This is a genomic window from Thermomonas sp. (genome assembly GCF_023953935.1).
Classification (GTDB): Bacteria; Pseudomonadota; Gammaproteobacteria; order Xanthomonadales; family Xanthomonadaceae; genus Thermomonas.
This window is the reverse complement of sequence record NZ_JAMLIW010000004.1, coordinates 49,523-68,381: the sequence shown is the minus strand read 5'-3', so window position 1 is coordinate 68,381 and position 18,859 is coordinate 49,523. Positions and strand designations below refer to the sequence as shown.

The following is an 18,859-nucleotide window of genomic DNA, read 5'->3' as shown; positions in this document are numbered from 1 at the left end:
ATCACCCCAACGCATACCCGAACTGCTGGCGGAACTGTTCGGAGAATTCGGCGTAGTCGAAGCGCTGGTTCTGGGTGCCGGGGTGTTCGACCTTGAGCGCGCCCATCAGGTTGCCCATGCGGCCGATGGTCATCCAGTCGTAGCCTTTCTCGATGCCGAAGATCAGCCCGGCGCGGAAGGCGTCGCCGCAGCCGGTCGGGTCGGTGATGCGGCGCTCGTGCGCCGGCGGGATCCGGTGCTGCTGGCCAGCCGCATGGATTTCCGCACCCTGCGGGCCGCGGGTGACGATGTAGGCCTTGACCTTGCCGGCGATCGCGGCCGCGCTCCAGCCGGTGCGCTCCTGCAGCAGGTTGGATTCGTAATCGTTGACGCAGACGTAGTCGGCCTTGTCGATGAAGCCGCGCAACTCCTCGCCGTTGAACAGCGGCATCGCCTGGCCGGGGTCGAAGATGAAGGGCACGCCGCCTTCCGCGAATTCCTTCGCGTTCTGCAGCATGCCCTCGTAGCCGTCCGGGCTGACGATGCCGATGCTCACGTCCGCCACGTCCTTCACGTGGTTTTCGTAGCTGCGCATCATCGCGCCGGGGTGGAAGGCGGTGATCTGGTTGTTGTCGTGGTCGGTCGTGATGAAGGCCTGCGGGGTGAACAGCTCATCGATCACCTTGACGTGATCGAGCGGGATCTCCTGCTCGTTGAACCACTCGCGGTACGGGCCGAAGTCCTGCCCGACGGTGGCCATCGGGATCGGATCGCCTCCCAGCAACTTCAGGTTGTAGGCGATGTTGCCGGCGCAGCCGCCGAATTCGCGGCGCATACGCGGCACCAGGAAGGACACGTTCAGGATGTGCACCTTGTCCGGCAGGATGTGGTTCTTGAACTGGTCGGGAAACACCATGATGGTGTCGTAGGCCAGGGAACCACAGATCAGTGCAGCCATTACCGCCTCGCGCGTCGTCAGGGCAAGCGTGGATGATAGCGCGCCCGACCCGCCGCCACGCCGACCGCGCGGGCGCCCCCCGGCTCCGCTGTGGCCGCGCTTAATCGATCCGGATTCCCGCCAGCTTTTCCAGCGCTTCGGCGTACTTGGCCCGCGTCCTGGCGATCACCTCGGCCGGCAAACGCGGCCCCGGTGCGGTCTTGTTCCAGTCCAGGGTTTCCAGATAGTCGCGCACGAACTGCTTGTCGTAGCTGGGCGGGCTGCTGCCGACTTGATACTGCTCGGCCGGCCAGTAGCGGCTGGAATCCGGCGTCAGCATTTCATCCATCACATACAGATGGCCATCGGCATCGGTGCCGAATTCGAACTTGGTATCGGCCAGAATAATGCCGCGCTGCGCGGCGTAATCACGGGCGAACGCATACAGCGCCAGCGTGGCATCGCGCACCTGTTCGGCGCGTTCGCGGCCGACCAGATTCACCGCGGCGGCGAAGTCGATGTTCTCGTCGTGATCGCCCACCGCCGCCTTGGTCGACGGCGTGAAAATCGGTTCGGGCAACTGCTGCGCCTGCTGCAAGCCGGCAGGCAAGGCAATCCCGCTGATCGCGCCGCTGCGCTGGTAGTCCTTCCAGCCGCTGCCGATGATGTAGCCACGCGCGATGCATTCCACCGGAACGGGCGTGAGCTTCTTCGTCACCACCGCACGCTTGGCATACAGCGCGGCATCTACGCCCGCCGGCAGCACGCTGGCAACGTCAATGCCGGTGAGGTGGTTGACGAGGATATGGCGGGTCTGGCCGAACCAGAAATTGCTGATCTGGCAGAGCATCTCGCCCTTGCCGGGGATCGGGTCGGGCAGCACCACATCGAAGGCGGACAGCCGATCGGTGGCCACCATCAGCAAATGGCCATCGCCAAGATCGAACACATCACGCACCTTGCCGCGATGAATCAGGTTCAAGCCCGGAAGATCGGAGTGCAGCAGGGTGGTGGCCATCGGCGTGTGCTCGGGGTGGAAAGCGCATTTTATCCGTTCGTGGTTCGACGGGCCTGTCCTGAGCTTGTCGAAGGGCTCACCACGAGCGGATTCGCATTGATCCTGTTCATGGCTCGGCTGGCTCGCTGCGAACGGAATCGGCGCTGGCTTCAGCCGTCGCGGCCGGCGTGGCCTGTAAACTGGTGCCGATGCGCCGCCCTGGCGTGTCGTCGTGAACAGCCTGGATGCCCGCCATGCAGCCCACCGTGATCGCCCCTTCGATCCTCTCCGCCAACTTCGCCAAACTCGGTGAGGAAGTGGACAACGTGCTGGCCGCCGGCGCCCACTGGGTGCATTTCGACGTGATGGACAACCACTACGTGCCCAACCTCACCATCGGCCCGCTGGTCTGCGCGGCGCTGCGCAAGCACGGCGTGGACGCGCCCATTGATGTGCACCTGATGGTTGAGCCTGTCGATGGCCTGATCCCGATGTTCGCCGACGCCGGCGCCAGCCACATCAGCTTTCATCCCGAGGCCAGCAAGCACGTCCATCGCAGCGTGCAGCTGATCAAGTCGCGCGGCTGCCAGGCCGGGCTGGTGTTCAACCCGGCCAGCTCGTTGGACGTGCTGGACGTGATGCTGCCCGAGCTCGACTACGTGCTGCTGATGTCGGTCAACCCCGGCTTCGGCGGGCAATCGTTCATCCCTTCGGCGCTCACGCAACTGCACAAGGTGCGCGCCATGATCGACGCCAGCGGACGCGACATCCGGCTGGAAATCGACGGTGGCGTGAAGCCAGACAACATCGCCGAGATTGCCCAGGCCGGCGCCGATACCTTCGTCGCCGGCAGCGCGATCTTCGGCAAGCCCGATTACGCGAAAACAATCGCGCAGATGAAGCAGGCGGTGGCGGCGGTGCGGTGAAGGTGACGTCGCTCGATACTATCTCTTGACGATACTAACGGAACGCAATAGTATCGCGTCATGGCAATCCAGTCGTTTCGCTGTCGGGAAACGCAAGCCCTGTTCGATGGCGTGCGCGTGCGTCGATTCGTGAACATCGAAACCGTTGCCATGCGCAAACTGGCCATGTTGAATCGGGCGGCCAGCTTGGACGATTTGCGCATTCCACCCAACAATCGCCTGGAAGCCCTGAAAGGCAACCGCAAGGGACAGCGCAGCATCCGCATCAACGACCAGTGGCGGCTGTGCTTCATCTGGGCCGCCAGCGGCCCCGGCAAGGTCGAAATCGTGGACTACCACTAGGAGGCAAGGCCATGCGCAAGATTCCCTATCCGCATCCGGGCAGCATCCTGATGCACGAGTTCCTGGAGCCGATGGGCATCACCCAGTACCGGCTCGCCAAGTCCATCGGGGTGCCGCAGCGGCGCATCGGGGAAATCGTCGCCGGGACGCGTGCCATTACCGTCGATACCGGCCTGCGGCTGTCGCGCTTCTTCGGCACCTCGGACGAGTTCTGGACCGGGTTGCAGCTGGACTTCGATGCCGCCATGGCCAAGGACGCAATCGGCGATGTGCTGGCCTCCATTCAACCGTGGCAGGCGGCCGCGTAAACCGAGGCGACCCGATGCCCCTGAGCCTCAACGAAATCCGCGACCGCGCCCGCGCATTTGCCCGCGAATGGGCCACCGAGACCAGCGAGCGCGCCGAGGCGCAGAGTTTCTGGAACGCGTTCTTCCACGTGTTCGGCGTGCAGCGTCGGCGGGTGGCGGTGTTCGAGCAGAAAGCCGCGCGCTTTTCCGGCAGCCAGTACGGCCGCATCGACGTGTTCTGGCCGGGTGTGCTCTTGGCCGAGCACAAGAGCGCCGGCCGCGATCTGGAGGCCGCGTTCGCGCAGGCCACCGATTACTTCGCCGGGCTCAGCGATGCGGAATTGCCGCGCCATGTGCTGGTGAGCGACTTCCGCCGTTTCGTATTGCATGACCTCGAAACCCGCGAGCGGGTGGAATTCACGCTGGCGGAGTTGCCGAAGGAGATCGGCCGCTTCGGCTTCATCAGCGGCTACCAGACCCGCAGCTACAAGGAAGAAGACCCCGTCAACGTGCAGGCCGCCGAGCGCATGGGCCGTCTGCACGATGCACTGAAAGCGCGGGTTTCGATGGCCACGCGCTGGAAGTGTTGCTGGTGCGGCTGCTGTTCTGCCTGTTTGCCGACGACACCGGCATCTTCCCGCGCCAGGGCTTCCACGAGCTCATCAGCCAGCGCACCCGCGAAGACGGCAGCGACCTCGGCATGTGGATCGGGCGCATCTTCCAGGTGCTCAGCAGCGCGCCGGAAAAGCGCCAGACCACGCTGGACGAACAGTTGGCCGAACTGCCCTACGTCAACGGCAAATTGTTCGATGAACTCCTGCCGCTGGCCGATTTCAACGCCGCCATGCGCGGCCTGCTGCTGGAGGCCAGCCAGCTTGACTGGAGCCGGATCAGCCCGGCGATCTTCGGCTCGATGTTCCAGTCGGTGATGGATGCCAAGGCCCGCCGCAATCTCGGCGCGCACTACACCAGCGAGAAGAACATCCTCAAGCTCATCGGCCCGCTGTTCCTCGACGGCCTCAAGGCCGAGCTGGACAAGGCAGGCCACGACGAGAAAAAGCTGGCGCAGCTGCATCGCAAACTGGCCACCCTGAAGTTCCTCGACCCGGCCTGCGGCTGCGGCAATTTTCTGGTGATTGCCTATCGCGAAATCCGCCTGCTGGAATTGCAGGTGCTTGAGCGCCAGTTCGCTCGTCAGCAATCGGTGCTGGCGCATGTGCAAGACCACGTGCTGGTGGACGTGGACCAGTTCTACGGCATCGAGATCGAGGAATTCCCCGCGCAGATCGCGCAGGTGGCGCTGTGGCTGATGGACCACCAGATGAACCTGCGCGTGGCCGAGCAGTTCGGCGAAAACGTGCTGCGCCTGCCGCTGAAGAAATCCGCCACGATTGTCTATGGCAATGCCCTGCGGATCGACTGGAACGACGTGGTGCCGGCGGCGGAGCTGGATTTCATTCTGGGGAATCCGCCGTTCGTGGGGTCGAAGATGATGAACGCGCAGCAGCGCGACGATTTGTTGGCAATTGCCGGCCCACTGAAAGGCGCAGGCGTGCTGGATTTTGTATGCGCTTGGTATCTGAAGGCAGCCGCCTATCTCAAGCCCCTCTCCCTCCGGGAGAGGGGTTGGGGTGAGGGCGCCGTTGACGACAAGCCCAAAGCGCCCTCATCCGGCGCTGCGCGCCACCTTCCCCCGGAGGGGGAAGGAAAGGCCATTCGCTGCGCCTTCGTCTCCACCAACTCCATCACCCAGGGCGAGCAGGTGGGCGTGCTGTGGGGCGCGATGTTGAACGCGGGCATGCGCATCTTCTTCGCCCACCGCACCTTTCAATGGAACAACGAAGCGCGCGGCGTGGCGGCGGTGCATTGCGTGATCGTGGGCTTTGCCCGCGGCGACCTCACGCCCAAGCGCCTGTTCGACTATCAGGACATTCGCGGGCAGTCGCACGAACTGGCGGTTGCGAACATCAACCCGTATCTGGTGGACGCGGCGGATGTGCTGCTGCCCAGTCGCAATACGCCGATTTGCGAGGTTCCGGAAATCGGAATCGGCAACAAGCCGATCGACGGCGGCCACTACCTGTTCACCACCGACGAGCGCGATGCCTTCATTGCGAAGGAGCCTGCTTCGGCAAAGTGGTTCCGGCGCTGGCTCGGCGCGGATGAGTTCATCAATGGCTGGGAACGCTGGTGCCTGTGGCTGGGCGATTGCCCGCCGTCGGAATTGCGGGCGATGCCGGAATGCTTGAAGCGCGTGGAAGCGGTGCGGCAGCTGCGGCTGACCAGCAAGAGCGCGCCCACGCGGAAGCTGGCGGCGACGCCGACGCGGTTTCATGTGGAGAACATTCCGGACGACAATTATCTGGTGATTCCGGAAGTGTCATCCGAGCGGCGCCATTTCATTCCGATTGGCTTCATGTCCCCGGAAACGTTAGCAAGCAATAAATTGCGAATCTTTCCGCATGCCACGTTGTACGACTTCGGTATCCTCACCTCCACCATGCACATGGCATGGACGCGATACACAAGTGGCCGCCTAAAAAGTGACTATCAGTATTCGGTAAACATCGTCTACAACAACTTCCCCTGGCCAGCGCTTGAGCCCCTCTCCCCTCGGGAGAGGGGTTGGGGTGAGGGCGCTGTTGACGACAAGCCCAAAGCGCCCTCATCCGGCGCTGCGCGCCACCTTCCCCCGGAGGGGGAAGGACAAGCAGGCAAAACGTGTTGCCATCGCATGGAGGGGGAAGGACAAGCAGGCAGCGCACGTGAGCCCCTCTCCCCCCGGGAGAGGGGTTGGGGTGAGGGCGCCTTGAACACGCACAAACCCTACCCACCCAAGGAAGCCACCGACTTCGCGCGCAGCCTGCGCCAGCATGGCACCGATGCCGAACAAGGTCTGTGGCAATTGCTGCGTGATCGCCGATTGGGAGGCTTCAAGTTCCGCCGCCAGCATCCGCTGCCACCGTACACGCTGGATTTCTATTGCGATGCCGCCAAGCTGTGCATCGAACTGGACGGCAGCCAGCATGAGGACGCTGCTGCTCACGATGCGCGACGCGATGCCTTTTTGCATGCGCGTGGCATCCGCACGCTGCGCGTGTGGAACAACGAGGCATTGGAGAATCTGGAGGGGGTTCTGGAGGGGATTTGGAATGCCCTGCATGAGCCGCCCTCACCCCCAGCCCCTCTCCCGGGGGGAGAGGGGAACAAGCACCGCGCCGCGATTGAAGCCGCCGCCCAAGCCGTCCTCGACGCCCGCGCCCAATTCCCCGATGCAACCCTCGCCGACCTCTACGACCCGCTGACCATGCCGCCGGCGCTGGTGAAAGCCCACGCAGCGCTCGACAAGGCGGTGGACGCTGCCTACCTCGCCGCCGAAAAAACCGCCGGCCGTAAACCCCCCAAACTCACCACCGACGCCGAGCGCGTGGCCTTCTTGTTCCAGCGCTATCAAGCCATCACCAGCCTGCTGCCGGTGGCGAAGGAAAAGAAAGCCCGTAAGAAAACCGGAGCAGCAAGGTGATGCCCTTCATCGCAATGTTGGCGATCCTGCTGCCCCCTTTGGGTGCCGCAGCCGTGGTGTTCTGGCTGAGCAGGCAACAAAAGCGGGAAGGTCGACGCTCGCCGCTGACCGAAAAATTGGCGTACCTTCCTGGCGAGCAGCTGCGTCGCCGCATGGACGTGATGTCGGAGAAAATCGACGAGTACTTGATCTTGCTCGTCGTGGTTGGGCCGTTGGCCACCCTGGTGGTGGTGCTGCCGCGCGTGGCGTGGAGCCGGCTGTCATTCACCTGGCTGGACGGTGGCGTCGTGGCTGCCGCGTTGGCATTCACCGTCATGACGATCTGCAAGCTGGTTCCGCGCTGGCGCGAACGGCGGGCATGCCACGATGGCATGCGCGCCGAAATCGCGACGGCACAGCTGTTGGATCGTTTGCAGGCTGAAGGCTGCCTGGTACTGCACGACTTGCCGGCGGAGCGCTTCAACATCGACCACGTGGTGATCGGGCGGACCTCGGTGTTTGCCGTGGAGACCAAATCCCGCCGCAAGCCCGGGACCGGCAAGGCGTCCGCACAGGTCAGCTTTGACGGCAGTGCCCTGCATTTCCCCGGCTGGAACGAGACCAGGCCGCTGGATCAGGCGCGTCACCAAGCCCGCTGGCTGTCCGATTACCTGCGCGGCGAAACCGGCGAACCCGTTCCGGTTTTGCCCGTGTTGTGCCTTCCGGGCTGGTTCGTCAGTGCTGATCGGGACGCAGCACGCAGCGATGTGCGCGTGATCAACCCGAAGTTCAAGCAGCCATTCCTCGACGCCGGCGGCAGAGCGCCATTCCACGACGCGCAACGCAATCGCATCGTGCATGCGCTGTACAAACGCTATCCGGAGCTGGATGAGTAGAAGCGTAAGCGTTTGTTGCGGGAGCCTCGAATAACCTCATTTATCTGGCCGGGACCTCCAGCGAGCACCACCAAGCCATTGAATGCAAAGACAATGGATTCCCGCTTTCGCGGGAATGACGAGCAAGAATCCAGTTATTCGAGGTTCCCTTACGTTGCTGCGGCTGTTCAGCGTGCCTGCGATGACGCATCTGGCGATACCGGCCAATCGCGCAGCGCCAACCTATCCGGGGCGAGCGCGCCGCTGAGGTAGGCCAGTTCGACCATTTCCTCGAAGAAGGCGATCTTCGCAGCGGTTCCCAGACGTATCCAAGCCAGCAATTGCGCGCGCTCGGCCTGCTGGGACGTTCCTTCGGGCGGGGCTTCCGGGTTCATCGAAGGTCGCCTCCGGTGGCCGCCATGATCTCGCGCAGCTTGGCGATGTCGTCCAGGTCGCGTGGCCGGCCGGCACGCTGCTTCATCTCGATCAGGTGGGGAATGCAGGCGACCTTGACCGGTACACCGTCGAGATCCTTGTCGATTGCGGCGGCCAGCAGGCTGCGAAAGTCGATGGGTTCCTCGATGAATACGTCAACCGAACGCAGTGGGTTGGCTGGATCCCAAAGCGGGAAGACCTGCATGTTGCGGCTGCGTCGCCAGTCGTCGCGCTTGGCGGCATCGGCGAAGTCTTCCAGCGGCACCGGCAGCCGCGGTTGCAGCCCAATCCCGGCCAACGCTTGCATGCCGCGGGCGGGATTGTCACCGGACAGGCCCAGCGCAAGATCAAGATCCGCAGTGGCGCGCAGATAACCATGCAGTATCACCGCGAGCCCGCCGACGACCACATAGTCAACGTGCGCCTGGGCGAGAGCAGCGAAAATCTGGCGGACGTTGAAGGCCATGGCGGAAGTTTGCTGCGAAACAACGTAAAGGACAATTGCACCGCGCCAATGAGGCAGGCGTCACCAGCCGCAGCCATGGCCACCTCATGTCTCCCGGCCATCATTCGAGGTGTTGTCACGGCCAATGGCGTGGGAATTTGTCCCTGGGAATTTGTCCCTGACACCCTTCAGCCGCTGACACCCTTCAGCCGCTGATCGGCAGCGATCGGCGCTACGCCGCCACCAGCTCGAATCGCAGCCGGCAGCCCAATGCGGCGGCGGCTTTGCTCAGCGTGTCCAGTGTAAGCGCAGTGTCGTTTGCGTCCAGCACGCGGTTCACCGCCGCGCGGCTGGTGTGCATGCGCGCGGCCATTTCGGTTTTGGTGACGCCGCCCTGTTTCATGGCCTCGGCCAGCTGCCACGCGATAACGCGCTTGGCGGCGGTGGCATTGGCTTCTTCCAACAGGCCTTCTTCGGCCAGAAAGTCGTCGAAGTTGGAACCGATGTGTTTGTTCTTGCTCATGCGTGCACCTCGTTCCTGCGTTGCTTCGCCAGGCATAGATCGTTGCCGGGCAGCTTGGCCGACTTCTTGACGAACCCGTGCAGCAGCACCATGTCGGCGCCCGCCACCGTGAACACGATGCGCGCGATGCCTTCCGGGATGCGGCTGCGCACTTCCCACAGGCCGATATCCAGCTTGCGCATCAGCGGCATACCCAGTGGCCAGCCCTCCTGAGCGGTCTTGATGTCGGCACCGATCATGCGCCGTGCCTCTGGTGAGAGTGCGTGTGTCAGCCATTCGCGAACCGGCTCCCTGCCGGCGGCAGACCGATAAAAGCGGACGTCGAGTTTGGTTGCAGGCATGGCGATTGTATCAATATCGATACATCAAGCAAGAAGAGGCTCAAGCGTGCGCGTCGCTGTTGCGTGGCGGTATCGGGATTTCGCTCGCGGTGCGGTAAGGATTCCTGCCTTTGGGATCCACGGGAGCGAGATTGCGCAATGGACAGTGGCGGCCTCCCATGCCCAATGCCATCAAGGTGACGTGAGGAGCATCCGCGGTCGTCGTCCCACAAACTGAGACCGTCGCGGGTGTCGCAGTCCGTGAGACGGCGGCGTTGAACGATGCGAGCCATCGGGATTTCCCTTTGGGTTCACCCATGCACCAGTTCGATAGCAGCGTTGGATGTCTTGCCTCCGGCTCTACCGGAGTGCAGGCGCGCGTCTGGGTGCCTGCGCAGTGGTTTTTCTCCCGCGAGGACGCGCAGCGTCATTGCTGGTTGTGGCTGCTTGGCAGCGATGGGCTGGTGCGCGCGCTGCTGGCGCCGGCGCATCACCTCGATTACGACGATCTGCTGCCCGATCTCCTTCGCCAATTTGGATCGGACGATGCGGTTTCCAACACGACGCCTGCGGCCGATGCCACAGTGGCACTGCCGAATGCGCCGATCGTGCCGCTGCCGCGCTGGTCGGTGTCGTGGGGGCACCCGCTGCAACGCGGCATCCGCGCCTTCGCGCAGGCGCTGGATCGGGAGGTGGTGGAGGCGCTCGGCGACCTGGAGGTGCAGGGCGCGTGCTTCGGCACGGTGCGCAATTACAACCGCCTCATCCGTGTGCCACCGCCGGTGCGGGCACGACGCCTGCAAGCGCTCGCCCTGTTTCCGGCCTGGCTGGCGCCGGTGCTGCTGGAGCCGGTCGAGCGGCCGCTGATGTTCGGCGATCGGGACGACGACAATGACCGCTATCGACGACATGCGCCGGTGCCGTTGCATAGCCTGTTGGCGTCGCGTCGCGGGCGGGGCATGCCGCCGCAGGCGTTGAATGCATTGCTCGACGTGATCGACCAAGGTCGCGATCTGATCGACGCCATCGCGCACTTCTACCGGGTCGACCGTGCCCTGGTGCGTGCGCCGCTGGGCCGCGAGCCTTGGCAGAGGGGCGCCATGCCGGAGGCCGTCGTGTCGTTGCTGCAAGCCTTGCCCGCGCATGCCCGTCCGCGCCAGCGCAAGGAGGTGGAGCCGCGTCTTGCCGCCATCCAGGCATTGCCGGTACATCTGCGCTCACCGGCCGATGTTTCGCGGCTGGCGGCGGCGTTCAAACGTGGCTGGAATGGCGTCTGGAAAACCTGTGAACGCGAACACCCCAACCTCCCGCAAGCGATCCGGGACTGCCGGGACCTCCTCAATGCCGTACTGGCGTCGCTGCGGCAACCACCGGAACAGATCGAGCTGGACGTCGACCGGCTGGGTCTGGCGTGGATCGCACGCAAAGGTATTGCTGCCTTGTTGGAGGCGTCACGGCATTGGCATGGTTTGCCCATGGTGCAACTACCACTCACGCCAATCCCCGCGGCAATCCCCGCCGATGCGCCACTGGTGCCGCTGTTTGGCGAGATGGACGTTGCCGAAGGCCATGCCAGGGAACTGCTGACCGCTGAGGCGCTGTACATGGAAGGGGAAACCATGGCGCATTGCGTCGCCGACTATTGGCACCAATGCCAACGCGGCGGCATCCGCATCGTGCATCTGGAGACCGTGGCCGGGGCGGCGGCCACCTTGCAACTGGGGTTCGACCTCGCCGGCTTCAGCAGCGAAGTTCGCAACGATCAGCTGCGCGGTCGCTACAATGCAGACCCCTCGCCAGCCCTGTGCGAATTGGCGGAGGCGGTGCTTGCCCAGCTTGCCGAGCAAGCCGACGCTGTTCGTGGGCAGATGACGCTGATCGCCGCGCAAGCACGCGCCTTTCGGGCGCAGGAGGATGCGCAACGCCAGCCACCTCCGCCACCGCGACGCCAGCTCGATGCCCGCCTGCGCACGCAACTGGCGCAGGTGCTGGCCTATGCCCAGGCGCAGGACGATTGGCGGCTGCCAATCCATCGCCCGCTGCGCGTGACCGTGGCCGGGTTCCAGTACGGGCAGGGTGAAGACGTCCTCGACGATCTGCAAATCGGTGACGTACTGAGGCTGGTACGCGAGCCGGACAATCCGCACGACCAGCGGGCGGTGCGCATCGAATGGAACCGGATCAAGCTGGGCTACGTGCCGCGCGCAGAGAACGCGGCGCTCGCGCAGGCACTCGACCGTGGCGCCGCGGCGTCGGCAAGGGTGCACGCGCTGCTGGACAACGACTGGGCGCCGGTGGAGATCGAGATCGAACTGGAGTGAGTGCTTCCCTGCCCGAGGCAAGGAGTCTGCGATGGGAAAGCTTGTGAAATTGCTGGCGCTACTGACGGTGGCGTGCCTGTCCATGGAGTCGTTCTGGTGGGCGGCGTGGGGCGTGGTGTTCGCGTTGTTTGGCATCGTTTGGCTCACGGCGGTGTGGCGGAGCCTGGAGTAGCTGCTCGTGGTGCGTCCACAACGCCGTTCGTGGTGAGCCTGTCGCCGTTCGTGGTGAGCCTGTCGAACCACGGGCGGTGTTGGCAGGTTCCGTTCATGGTTCGACAGGCTCACCACGAACGGAATTGGGTAGGCTCGCCACGAATGGGGCATCCGGATTCGCCTCGAACGGACGGCGGGTGGCGGGCTTGCCTGATCTGCACCTCGCCGCTTACGCTAGGCCGCATGAACCCGGCGATCCTTCCTTCCGTGCACGGCTGGCGATGGTGGCGTGGCGATGCCGCCGCGATCGTCCCCATGCCTGTCTTGAAGGAACTGCCCGATGTTGTCGCACGCCCAATTCCAGCGCTACGCCGCTGACGGTTTCACCCTGGTTCCCGTGGTGCGCGAGGTCTTGTCGGACCTCGATACGCCGCTGTCCGTGTATCTGAAATTGGCCGATGGCCCGCACACGTATTTGTTCGAATCGGTGGAAGGTGGCGAGCGCTTTGGTCGCTATTCGATCATCGGTCTGCCGGCGCGGCGGGTGTACGAATTTCGTGGCCACACGCTCAGCGTGCGCGAACTCGGCGAAGTCATCGAGAGCCGCGAGGTGGCCGACCCGCTGGCCGAAGTCGAGCGCCTGCGCGCTGCCCACAAGGTGCCGCAGATCGATGGCCTGCCGGGCTTCAACGGCGGGCTGGTGGGCTGGTTCGGCTTCGAGTGCATCGAATATATCGAGCCGCGCTTGAAGGTGAACGCCAAGCCTGATGAGCTGGGCACGCCCGACATCCTGCTGATGCAAAGCGATGAGCTGGCGGTGTTCGACAATCTCAAAGGCCGCCTGTACCTGATCGTGCATGCCGATCCGACTGCGCCTCAAGCCTGGGCGCAGGCCAACCGGCGGCTGGATGCGTTGACCCATCGGCTGCGCCACGGCGGCGCGCCGTATCCGGAAACCCTGCAACCGGCGGCGCTGGACGAGGCGGATTTCGTCAGCGGCTTCACCCGCGAGGGCTTCATCGATGCGGTGCAGAAAGCGCAGGACTACATCCGCAGTGGTGATGCCTTCCAGGTGGTGCTGAGCCAGCGCATGAGCGTGCCCTTCCAGGCGCGTCCAGTGGACGTGTACCGCGCCCTGCGTGCGCTGAACCCTTCGCCGTACATGTATTTTCTGGATGTCGGCGGCACGCAAGTGGTCGGCTCATCGCCGGAAATCCTGGTGCGCCAGCAGGCGGGCAAGGTGACGGTGCGGCCGATTGCCGGCACCCGTCCGCGCGGCAAGACCGTCGAAGAAGATCAGGCGCTGGAAGCGGAATTGCTGGCCGATCCGAAGGAGCGCGCCGAGCATCTGATGCTGATTGACCTGGGTCGCAATGATGCCGGGCGGGTGTCGGTGGCCGGCAGCGTGGAAGTGGGCGAGCAGTTCGTGATCGAACGCTACAGCCATGTCATGCACATCGTCAGCGAAGTGACCGGCGCATTGCAGCCGGGCTTGAGCTATGCCGATGTGCTGCGCGCCACTTTCCCGGCCGGCACTGTGTCCGGCGCGCCGAAGATCCGCGCACTGGAAATCATCCGCGAACTGGAGCCGATCAAGCGCAATGTCTATGCCGGCGCGATCGGCTATATCGGCTGGCACGGCGATGCCGATACCGCCATTGCCATCCGCACCGCCGTGATCCAGGACGGTCGCCTGCACGTGCAGGCCGGCGCCGGGATCGTGTTCGATTCCGACCCGCAAAAAGAGTGGGAGGAAACGATGAACAAGGGCCGCGCCCTGTTCCGGGCGGTGGCGCAGGCGGCGAAGGGGCTTTGAGGCTGAACCGGGCAGCTCCGGGGCTTGTCCGGTTTGCCTGCCGGATTCCGCTTGTGTTGTCATCAACGTCTCACCCCGACTCCGGAGCCCGTCATGCGTCGCCGCAACCTCCTGTTCGTCACCCTGCTCAGCGCCCTTGCCGCGCTGCCCGCCGCCAGCCAGCAGGGCAAGGCCCCGCCGGTCACGTTGTACGTCGAAGCGCTCACCCACAGCATGGCCGGGATGCCGGACATGGGTGGGATGATGGGCGGCCTCGCCGGCATGATGGCGCGCCGCAATGGTGGCGGTGACAGCGGCCACACGATCTACCCGACCACCCGCACCGGCGTCACGACCGGCCAGTACCTCGACCTGGCCCTGCACAATGCCAACAAGCCCGGCGCCGAAGCCGCCGACCAGATCCCGTCCGGGCTGAACCTCGGTCGCTCACTGCAATTGCTGCCGATCACCGAACAGCGCCCGGATCGCGCGACTCGCCCGGACGCACCGCGCGAAGTCAGCACCGAGGACATGGAAATCAAGATCGTCGAATACTGGGGCTGCGGCGCGGCCGTGCGTCCCGGCCAGCCGAAGGTCACCACCATCAAGATCCGCGGCGGCACCTTCGACCCCAGCAAGGGGCCGATGGGCATGCAGGGCTTCGGCGTGCAGGCAAGCGGCCAGGTATCGCGCGGGATTTCGGTGCCCGACAGCACGATTGGGGTGCGCCCCGGTTATGTGTACTGGCCGAATCCCCGCGATGGCCGCAAGGTCCCCACCGGCGCGCGCCTGGCCGGTGACCACCAGATCAGCGGCGACGGCATCCCGGCCTCGATGCTTTTCCAGGTCAGCGATGCCTCCGACTTCATGGCCAAAATCGGCCTGCGCACGCAAGGCGAGCTGACCGATGCGGTCTACCTCGGCTGGCCGACGGTGGCGCACAGCAATGCCTACTTCATCTCGGCCGTCGGCATGCAGCCGCTCGGCGAGCGCGCCTACCAGATGACCTCGTGGAGCAGCGCCGAGTTGCCCGGCGCGGGCGCGGCATTGCATGTGTCGATGTCGGACAACGACGTCAACGGCCTCCTGCGCCGCAAGGTGTTCCTGCCGGCCACCTCCACCAGCTGCGTGATTCCGCGCGGGATCTTCGCCGGCGGGGGCGGCCGACAGTCCGGCATGCCGGCGATGCTGCAGATGTCCGCATTCGGGCCGGAGACCTTCATCACCTACCCGCCCAAGCCCGCCAATCCGAAGCAGGCCTGGAATCCGGAATGGAGCGTGCGCCTGCGCACGCGCTCGACCGCATCGGCCATCCTCGGCCTCGACATGGGCGGAATGCAGAACGAGGACGACGATGACCCGCAGCAGCCGCAACAGCAACAGCGGCGCGGCATGCGCGGCCTGCTCAACGGCATCCTCGGCGGTTGAGCACCCGCGTCGGCCCGCCTGGCCGATGGGCGGCGATGGCGGCCGGGCAGGCGCCGCGCGGGTGGGTTGAACCTGCGACAATGGGCGCGTTCGTGACGCGCCCGTACACCATGCCCTACCTGCAGCTTGCCGTTCCCTGCCGCCAGGACCAGCAGCCGCGCTTCGAGCGCGCGCTGGAGGATGTCGGCGCGCTGGCCGTCACCCTGCAGGACGCGCATCTGGATGCCGCCGACGAACAGGCGATCTTCGAGCCGGGCGTTGGCGAACTGCCGCTGTGGGACGAGATGACCCTCAGCGCGCTGTTCCCGGCAGACACCGACGCGCTGGTCCTGCTGGCAGCGCTGGACGCTTTCGATCCGGAGCTGGACTGGAGGCAGGCCCGCTTCGAGACAGTCGAAGATCAGGACTGGGAGCGCGCCTGGCTGGACACCTTCCAACCGATGCGCTTTGGCGCACGCTGCTGGATCGTGCCGTGGAACCACGCATTGCCTGAGGATGCCGACGCGGCCGATGCCGCCATCGTGCGCCTCGACCCGGGGCTGGCTTTCGGCTCGGGCACCCACCCAACCACCGCGCTGTGCCTGCGCTGGCTGGACGAATTGGCCGTGCGTGGCGACTTGCAGGGTCGCGGTCTGCTCGACTTCGGCTGCGGCAGCGGCATCCTCGCGCTGGCGGCGCTGAAACTGGGCGCGGCGCATGCCTGCGGCATCGACACCGATCCGCAGGCGCTGCTCGCCACGGCCGACAACGCGCGGCGCAATGGCCTGCACATCGATGCCCATCTCCCGCAGGATGCGCCGACCGCAGCCACCTACCCGGTCGTCGTTGCCAACATCCTCGCGGTCGCCCTGGATGCACTGGCAGAGACCTTGGCCGCACGCACCGCGGCAGGTGGGCGCCTTGCCATGTCCGGCATCCTCTCGGGGCAGGAAGCCGACTTGCTGGAACGCTACGCGCCGTGGTTCGACGCCTTGCAGGTCGCCCGCGAGGATGACTGGATACGCATCGACGGCGTGCGCAACACGCAGGCGGTGCCGTCATGACCCACGCGCCCAGCTTCGCCCATTCCGGCTCTCGCGACGGCCGCGCGAAACCGCATCGCCGCGCCGAATGGCTGGCGCTGGTCGTGCTGGTGCTGGCCCTGCTGGCGCAGCTGGGCTGGCTGGAGCGTGCGCGCATCGCCGCCAACCCGCAGCTGCGGCCGCTGCTGGTTTCGCTGTGCGGGCCGCTGCATTGCAGCCTGCCCGCGTGGCACGAACCGGCGGCCATCACCATGCTGGCGCGGGACGTGATTGCCCAGCCCGAACGCCCCGGCGTGCTGCGGGTGCAGGCCAGCTTCCGCAACGACGCCCGCTGGCCGCAGCCGTGGCCGGCGCTGGCGCTGAGCCTGTCCGACGTCAACGGCCGCCTGCTCGGTGCGCGCCGCTTCCAGCCCGCCGAATACCTCGGCAATGCCCCGCATGCGTTGCAGCTTGAACCCGGTCAGGCGGTCTCGATCGCCTTCGACATCGTCGAACCGGCGCCCAACGTGGTGGCCTTCGATTTCCGCTTCGAATGAGCGCATGCCGGCGCGCCGCACCACGCGGGCGCACAACGCGCTAGACTGGGCCGACCGCCCGCCGCACTGCCGCGACGCGGTTGCTGCGAGGACCGCCGTTTGAACCTCCCCGACTCCCGCCCCAACGCCGGCCGCACGCCGCTGCGTGAGCACGTCGCCACTTCGGTGCGGCGCTTCCTGCGCGATCTCGACGGCTGCGAGGCCAACGACCTGTACGCCATCGCGCTGCGCGAGCTGGAAATCCCGCTGTTCGTCGAAGTCTTGCAGCACTGCGAGGGCAACCAGAGCCGCGCGGCTTCCCTGTTGGGCATCCACCGCGCCACCTTGCGCAAGAAGCTGCGCGACTACGGCATGGCCAGCTGAGGCAAGCGAGGCCCGCAGGCGCCGCACCGCTATAATTCCGGTTTCCTCCCGCCCGCCTTCCGCGCATGTCTGCCGCACTCCCTTCCGGCGCGCCGGTAATCGTTCGCCGCGCCCTGCTCTCCGTTTCCGACAAGACCGGCCTGCTGGAGCTGGCCCGCGCGCTGGCCGCGCGCGGCGTCGAATTGCTCTCCACCGGCGGCACCGCCAAGGCGCTGCGCGAGGCCGGGCTGGCGGTGCAAGACGTCAGCGATGTCACCGGCTTCCCGGAAATGATGGACGGCCGGGTCAAGACCCTGCACCCGACGATCCACGGCGGTCTGCTCGGCCGCGCCGGGCTGGATGACGCAGTGATGGCGCAGCACGGCATCGAGCGGATCGACCTGCTGGTGCTGAACCTGTATCCGTTCGAAGCGGTGACGGCGCGCGCCGATTGCACTCTGGCCGACGCGGTAGAGAACATCGACATCGGCGGGCCGGCGATGCTGCGCAGCGCAGCCAAGAACTTCGCCCGGGTGGCCGTTGTGACGTCGCCCGACCAATACGCCGAACTGCTGGCCGAACTGGACGCCGGCGATGGCGCGCTGTCGGCGGCGACCCGCTTCCGGCTGGCGGTCGCCGCGTTCAACCGCGTCGCACAGTACGGCGATGCGATCAGCACCTACCTGTCGGCGATCACCGACGCCACCCAGCCCGTGCCCGAACGCAGCGCGTTCCCGACCCAGCTCAACGGCAGCTTCGTCAAGGTGATGGACCTGCGCTACGGCGAGAATCCGCACCAGCAGGCCGCGTTCTACCGCGACCTGTATCCGGCGCCGGGGTCGCTGGCCACCTTTACCCAGCTGCAGGGCAAGGAGCTGTCCTACAACAACCTCGCCGACAGCGATGCCGCCTGGGAATGCGTGCGCCAGTTCGATGCACCGGCCTGCGTGATCGTCAAGCACGCCAACCCCTGCGGGGTGGCGGTGGGCAGCGGCTGCGGTGACAGCTACGAAGCCGCTTACGCCACCGACCCGACCTCGGCATTCGGCGGCATCCTTGCCTTCAACACCAAACTCGACGGCGCCACCTGCAAGGCCATCCTCGACCGCCAATTCGTCGAGGTGCTGATCGCCCCGGACTTCGATGCCGCAGCGTTGGACTACGCGAGGAAGAAAGCCAATGTGCGCGTGCTGCGCATCCCGCTGGCCGCGCCATCACCCGGCTTCATCGACAGCAAGCGCGTCAACTCCGGCCTGTTGCTGCAAACCGCCGATGACCGCGTGGTGACCCGCGACGAACTGAAAGTGGTGAGCAAGCTTGCACCGACCGATGCGCAGTTCACCGATCTGCTGTTTGCGTGGAAGGTCGCCAAGTTCGTCAAATCCAACGCCATTGTCTACGCCAGAGACAGCCGCACGATTGGCGTGGGCGCCGGACAGATGAGCCGGGTGTATTCGGCGCGCATCGCCGGCATCAAGGCGGTGGATGCAGGCCTGGTCGTGCCCGGTTCGGTGATGGCATCCGATGCCTTCTTCCCGTTCCGCGACGGCATCGACGCCGCCGCGCAGGCAGGAATCAAGGCGGTGATCCAGCCCGGCGGCTCGATGCGCGACGCCGAGGTGATCGCCGCGGCCGATGAACACGGCCTCGCGATGGTGTTCACCGGCGTGCGCCATTTCCGGCACTGAAGGCCA

Annotated in this window: 20 protein-coding genes; 14 read left to right on the top strand and 6 right to left on the bottom strand. The window is 65.4% G+C overall.

Annotation, left to right across the window (positions count from 1 at the left end):
* Window position 1: 1 nt before the first annotated feature.
* On the bottom strand, window positions 2-937 hold the full coding sequence (locus M9902_RS05880; protein ID WP_297221549.1) for a carbohydrate kinase family protein: 936 nt from the start codon (window positions 935-937) through the stop codon (window positions 2-4).
* A 100-nt stretch (window positions 938-1,037) separates the two neighbouring features.
* Window positions 1,038-1,934, bottom strand: coding sequence for a phosphoribosylaminoimidazolesuccinocarboxamide synthase (locus M9902_RS05875; RefSeq protein ID WP_297221548.1), 897 nt, complete (start codon window positions 1,932-1,934; stop codon window positions 1,038-1,040).
* A 233-nt stretch (window positions 1,935-2,167) separates the two neighbouring features.
* Between M9902_RS05875 and rpe the strand changes: the two genes are divergently transcribed.
* Genes rpe through M9902_RS05845 form a run of 6 tightly spaced genes read left to right on the top strand, consistent with a single transcriptional unit; the run spans window position 2,168 to window position 7,866 of the window.
* A complete protein-coding gene (gene rpe, locus M9902_RS05870) occupies window positions 2,168-2,839 on the top strand; it encodes a ribulose-phosphate 3-epimerase (RefSeq protein WP_297172496.1) in 672 nt (223 codons plus the stop codon).
* Between the two features lie 60 nt (window positions 2,840-2,899).
* Window positions 2,900-3,181 (top strand): type II toxin-antitoxin system RelE/ParE family toxin, encoded by a 282-nt coding sequence (locus M9902_RS05865; RefSeq protein WP_297221547.1) that lies wholly within the window; start codon window positions 2,900-2,902, stop codon window positions 3,179-3,181.
* An 11-nt stretch (window positions 3,182-3,192) separates the two neighbouring features.
* On the top strand, window positions 3,193-3,489 hold the full coding sequence (locus M9902_RS05860) for a HigA family addiction module antitoxin (RefSeq protein WP_297172490.1): 297 nt from the start codon (window positions 3,193-3,195) through the stop codon (window positions 3,487-3,489).
* Window positions 3,490-3,503: 14 nt separating this feature from the next.
* Window positions 3,504-4,397, top strand: coding sequence for a type IIL restriction-modification enzyme MmeI (locus M9902_RS05855; RefSeq protein ID WP_297221546.1), 894 nt, complete (start codon window positions 3,504-3,506; stop codon window positions 4,395-4,397).
* On the top strand, window positions 4,313-6,991 hold the full coding sequence (locus tag M9902_RS05850; protein ID WP_297221545.1) for a DNA methyltransferase: 2,679 nt from the start codon (window positions 4,313-4,315) through the stop codon (window positions 6,989-6,991). Before M9902_RS05855 ends, M9902_RS05850 begins: the two co-directional genes overlap by 85 nt.
* Window positions 6,991-7,866, top strand: a complete 876-nt coding sequence (locus M9902_RS05845; protein ID WP_297221544.1) for a nuclease-related domain-containing protein — start codon at window positions 6,991-6,993, stop codon at window positions 7,864-7,866. The genes M9902_RS05850 and M9902_RS05845 overlap by 1 nt, the downstream gene beginning before the upstream one ends.
* 167 nt (window positions 7,867-8,033) lie before the next feature.
* Here the strand turns inward: M9902_RS05845 and M9902_RS05840 are convergent, their stop codons facing one another.
* The 4 genes from M9902_RS05840 to M9902_RS05825 form a co-directional block, all read right to left on the bottom strand.
* Complete coding sequence (locus M9902_RS05840; RefSeq protein WP_297221543.1) at window positions 8,034-8,240, bottom strand: hypothetical protein; 207 nt, start codon at window positions 8,238-8,240, stop codon at window positions 8,034-8,036.
* Window positions 8,237-8,746, bottom strand: coding sequence for a hypothetical protein (locus M9902_RS05835; RefSeq protein WP_297221542.1), 510 nt, complete (start codon window positions 8,744-8,746; stop codon window positions 8,237-8,239). The genes M9902_RS05840 and M9902_RS05835 overlap by 4 nt, the downstream gene beginning before the upstream one ends.
* Window positions 8,747-8,957: 211 nt before the next feature.
* Entirely contained in the window at window positions 8,958-9,248 is a 291-nt protein-coding gene (locus tag M9902_RS05830; RefSeq protein ID WP_297172480.1) for a helix-turn-helix transcriptional regulator, read from the bottom strand.
* Complete coding sequence (locus M9902_RS05825) at window positions 9,245-9,589, bottom strand: type II toxin-antitoxin system RelE/ParE family toxin (RefSeq protein WP_297221541.1); 345 nt, start codon at window positions 9,587-9,589, stop codon at window positions 9,245-9,247. The genes M9902_RS05830 and M9902_RS05825 overlap by 4 nt, the downstream gene beginning before the upstream one ends.
* Window positions 9,590-9,885: 296 nt before the next feature.
* On the opposite strand from M9902_RS05825, the gene M9902_RS05820 reads away from it, so the two are divergent.
* The 8 genes from M9902_RS05820 to purH all read left to right on the top strand — a co-directional run bounded on the left by M9902_RS05820 (window position 9,886) and on the right by purH (window position 18,853).
* The gene (locus tag M9902_RS05820) at window positions 9,886-11,889 is read left to right on the top strand and encodes an HIRAN domain-containing protein (protein ID WP_297221540.1); all 2,004 of its coding nucleotides are present in this window, start codon (window positions 9,886-9,888) and stop codon (window positions 11,887-11,889) included.
* A 31-nt stretch (window positions 11,890-11,920) separates the two neighbouring features.
* On the top strand, window positions 11,921-12,061 hold the full coding sequence (locus M9902_RS05815) for a hypothetical protein (RefSeq protein WP_297221539.1): 141 nt from the start codon (window positions 11,921-11,923) through the stop codon (window positions 12,059-12,061).
* A gap of 321 nt (window positions 12,062-12,382) precedes the next feature.
* Window positions 12,383-13,858 carry an anthranilate synthase component I gene (gene trpE / locus M9902_RS05810; RefSeq protein WP_297221538.1) on the top strand — a complete coding sequence of 492 codons (1,476 nt, stop codon included), beginning with the start codon at window positions 12,383-12,385 and terminating at the stop codon, window positions 13,856-13,858.
* Window positions 13,859-13,951: 93 nt separating this feature from the next.
* Entirely contained in the window at window positions 13,952-15,265 is a 1,314-nt protein-coding gene (locus M9902_RS05805; protein WP_297221537.1) for a hypothetical protein, read from the top strand.
* A 110-nt stretch (window positions 15,266-15,375) separates the two neighbouring features.
* On the top strand, window positions 15,376-16,308 hold the full coding sequence (gene prmA / locus M9902_RS05800) for a 50S ribosomal protein L11 methyltransferase (protein WP_297221734.1): 933 nt from the start codon (window positions 15,376-15,378) through the stop codon (window positions 16,306-16,308).
* Entirely contained in the window at window positions 16,305-16,823 is a 519-nt protein-coding gene (locus M9902_RS05795; protein ID WP_297221536.1) for a DUF3426 domain-containing protein, read from the top strand. The genes prmA and M9902_RS05795 overlap by 4 nt, the downstream gene beginning before the upstream one ends.
* A gap of 99 nt (window positions 16,824-16,922) precedes the next feature.
* Window positions 16,923-17,186, top strand: a complete 264-nt coding sequence (gene fis, locus M9902_RS05790; RefSeq protein ID WP_297172462.1) for a DNA-binding transcriptional regulator Fis — start codon at window positions 16,923-16,925, stop codon at window positions 17,184-17,186.
* Between the two features lie 65 nt (window positions 17,187-17,251).
* Window positions 17,252-18,853 (top strand): bifunctional phosphoribosylaminoimidazolecarboxamide formyltransferase/IMP cyclohydrolase, encoded by a 1,602-nt coding sequence (purH, locus tag M9902_RS05785; protein ID WP_297221535.1) that lies wholly within the window; start codon window positions 17,252-17,254, stop codon window positions 18,851-18,853.
* Window positions 18,854-18,859 lie beyond the last annotated feature (6 nt).

Coding starts and splice junctions, on each gene's coding strand:
- M9902_RS05880 (WP_297221549.1), bottom strand. CDS start 937: ATGGCTGCACTGATCTGTGGTTCCCTGGCCTACGACACCATCATGGTG.
- M9902_RS05835 (WP_297221542.1), bottom strand. CDS start 8,746: ATGGCCTTCAACGTCCGCCAGATTTTCGCTGCTCTCGCCCAGGCGCAC.
- M9902_RS05820 (WP_297221540.1), top strand. CDS start 9,886: ATGCACCAGTTCGATAGCAGCGTTGGATGTCTTGCCTCCGGCTCTACC.
- purH (WP_297221535.1), top strand. CDS start 17,252: ATGTCTGCCGCACTCCCTTCCGGCGCGCCGGTAATCGTTCGCCGCGCC.
- M9902_RS05860 (WP_297172490.1), top strand. CDS start 3,193: ATGCGCAAGATTCCCTATCCGCATCCGGGCAGCATCCTGATGCACGAG.
- M9902_RS05875 (WP_297221548.1), bottom strand. CDS start 1,934: ATGGCCACCACCCTGCTGCACTCCGATCTTCCGGGCTTGAACCTGATT.
- M9902_RS05850 (WP_297221545.1), top strand. CDS start 4,313: ATGCGCGGCCTGCTGCTGGAGGCCAGCCAGCTTGACTGGAGCCGGATC.
- trpE (WP_297221538.1), top strand. CDS start 12,383: ATGTTGTCGCACGCCCAATTCCAGCGCTACGCCGCTGACGGTTTCACC.
- M9902_RS05815 (WP_297221539.1), top strand. CDS start 11,921: ATGGGAAAGCTTGTGAAATTGCTGGCGCTACTGACGGTGGCGTGCCTG.
- M9902_RS05825 (WP_297221541.1), bottom strand. CDS start 9,589: ATGCCTGCAACCAAACTCGACGTCCGCTTTTATCGGTCTGCCGCCGGC.
- M9902_RS05805 (WP_297221537.1), top strand. CDS start 13,952: ATGCGTCGCCGCAACCTCCTGTTCGTCACCCTGCTCAGCGCCCTTGCC.
- M9902_RS05865 (WP_297221547.1), top strand. CDS start 2,900: ATGGCAATCCAGTCGTTTCGCTGTCGGGAAACGCAAGCCCTGTTCGAT.
- M9902_RS05840 (WP_297221543.1), bottom strand. CDS start 8,240: ATGAACCCGGAAGCCCCGCCCGAAGGAACGTCCCAGCAGGCCGAGCGC.
- M9902_RS05795 (WP_297221536.1), top strand. CDS start 16,305: ATGACCCACGCGCCCAGCTTCGCCCATTCCGGCTCTCGCGACGGCCGC.
- prmA (WP_297221734.1), top strand. CDS start 15,376: ATGCCCTACCTGCAGCTTGCCGTTCCCTGCCGCCAGGACCAGCAGCCG.
- M9902_RS05855 (WP_297221546.1), top strand. CDS start 3,504: ATGCCCCTGAGCCTCAACGAAATCCGCGACCGCGCCCGCGCATTTGCC.
- M9902_RS05845 (WP_297221544.1), top strand. CDS start 6,991: ATGCCCTTCATCGCAATGTTGGCGATCCTGCTGCCCCCTTTGGGTGCC.
- M9902_RS05830 (WP_297172480.1), bottom strand. CDS start 9,248: ATGAGCAAGAACAAACACATCGGTTCCAACTTCGACGACTTTCTGGCC.
- rpe (WP_297172496.1), top strand. CDS start 2,168: ATGCAGCCCACCGTGATCGCCCCTTCGATCCTCTCCGCCAACTTCGCC.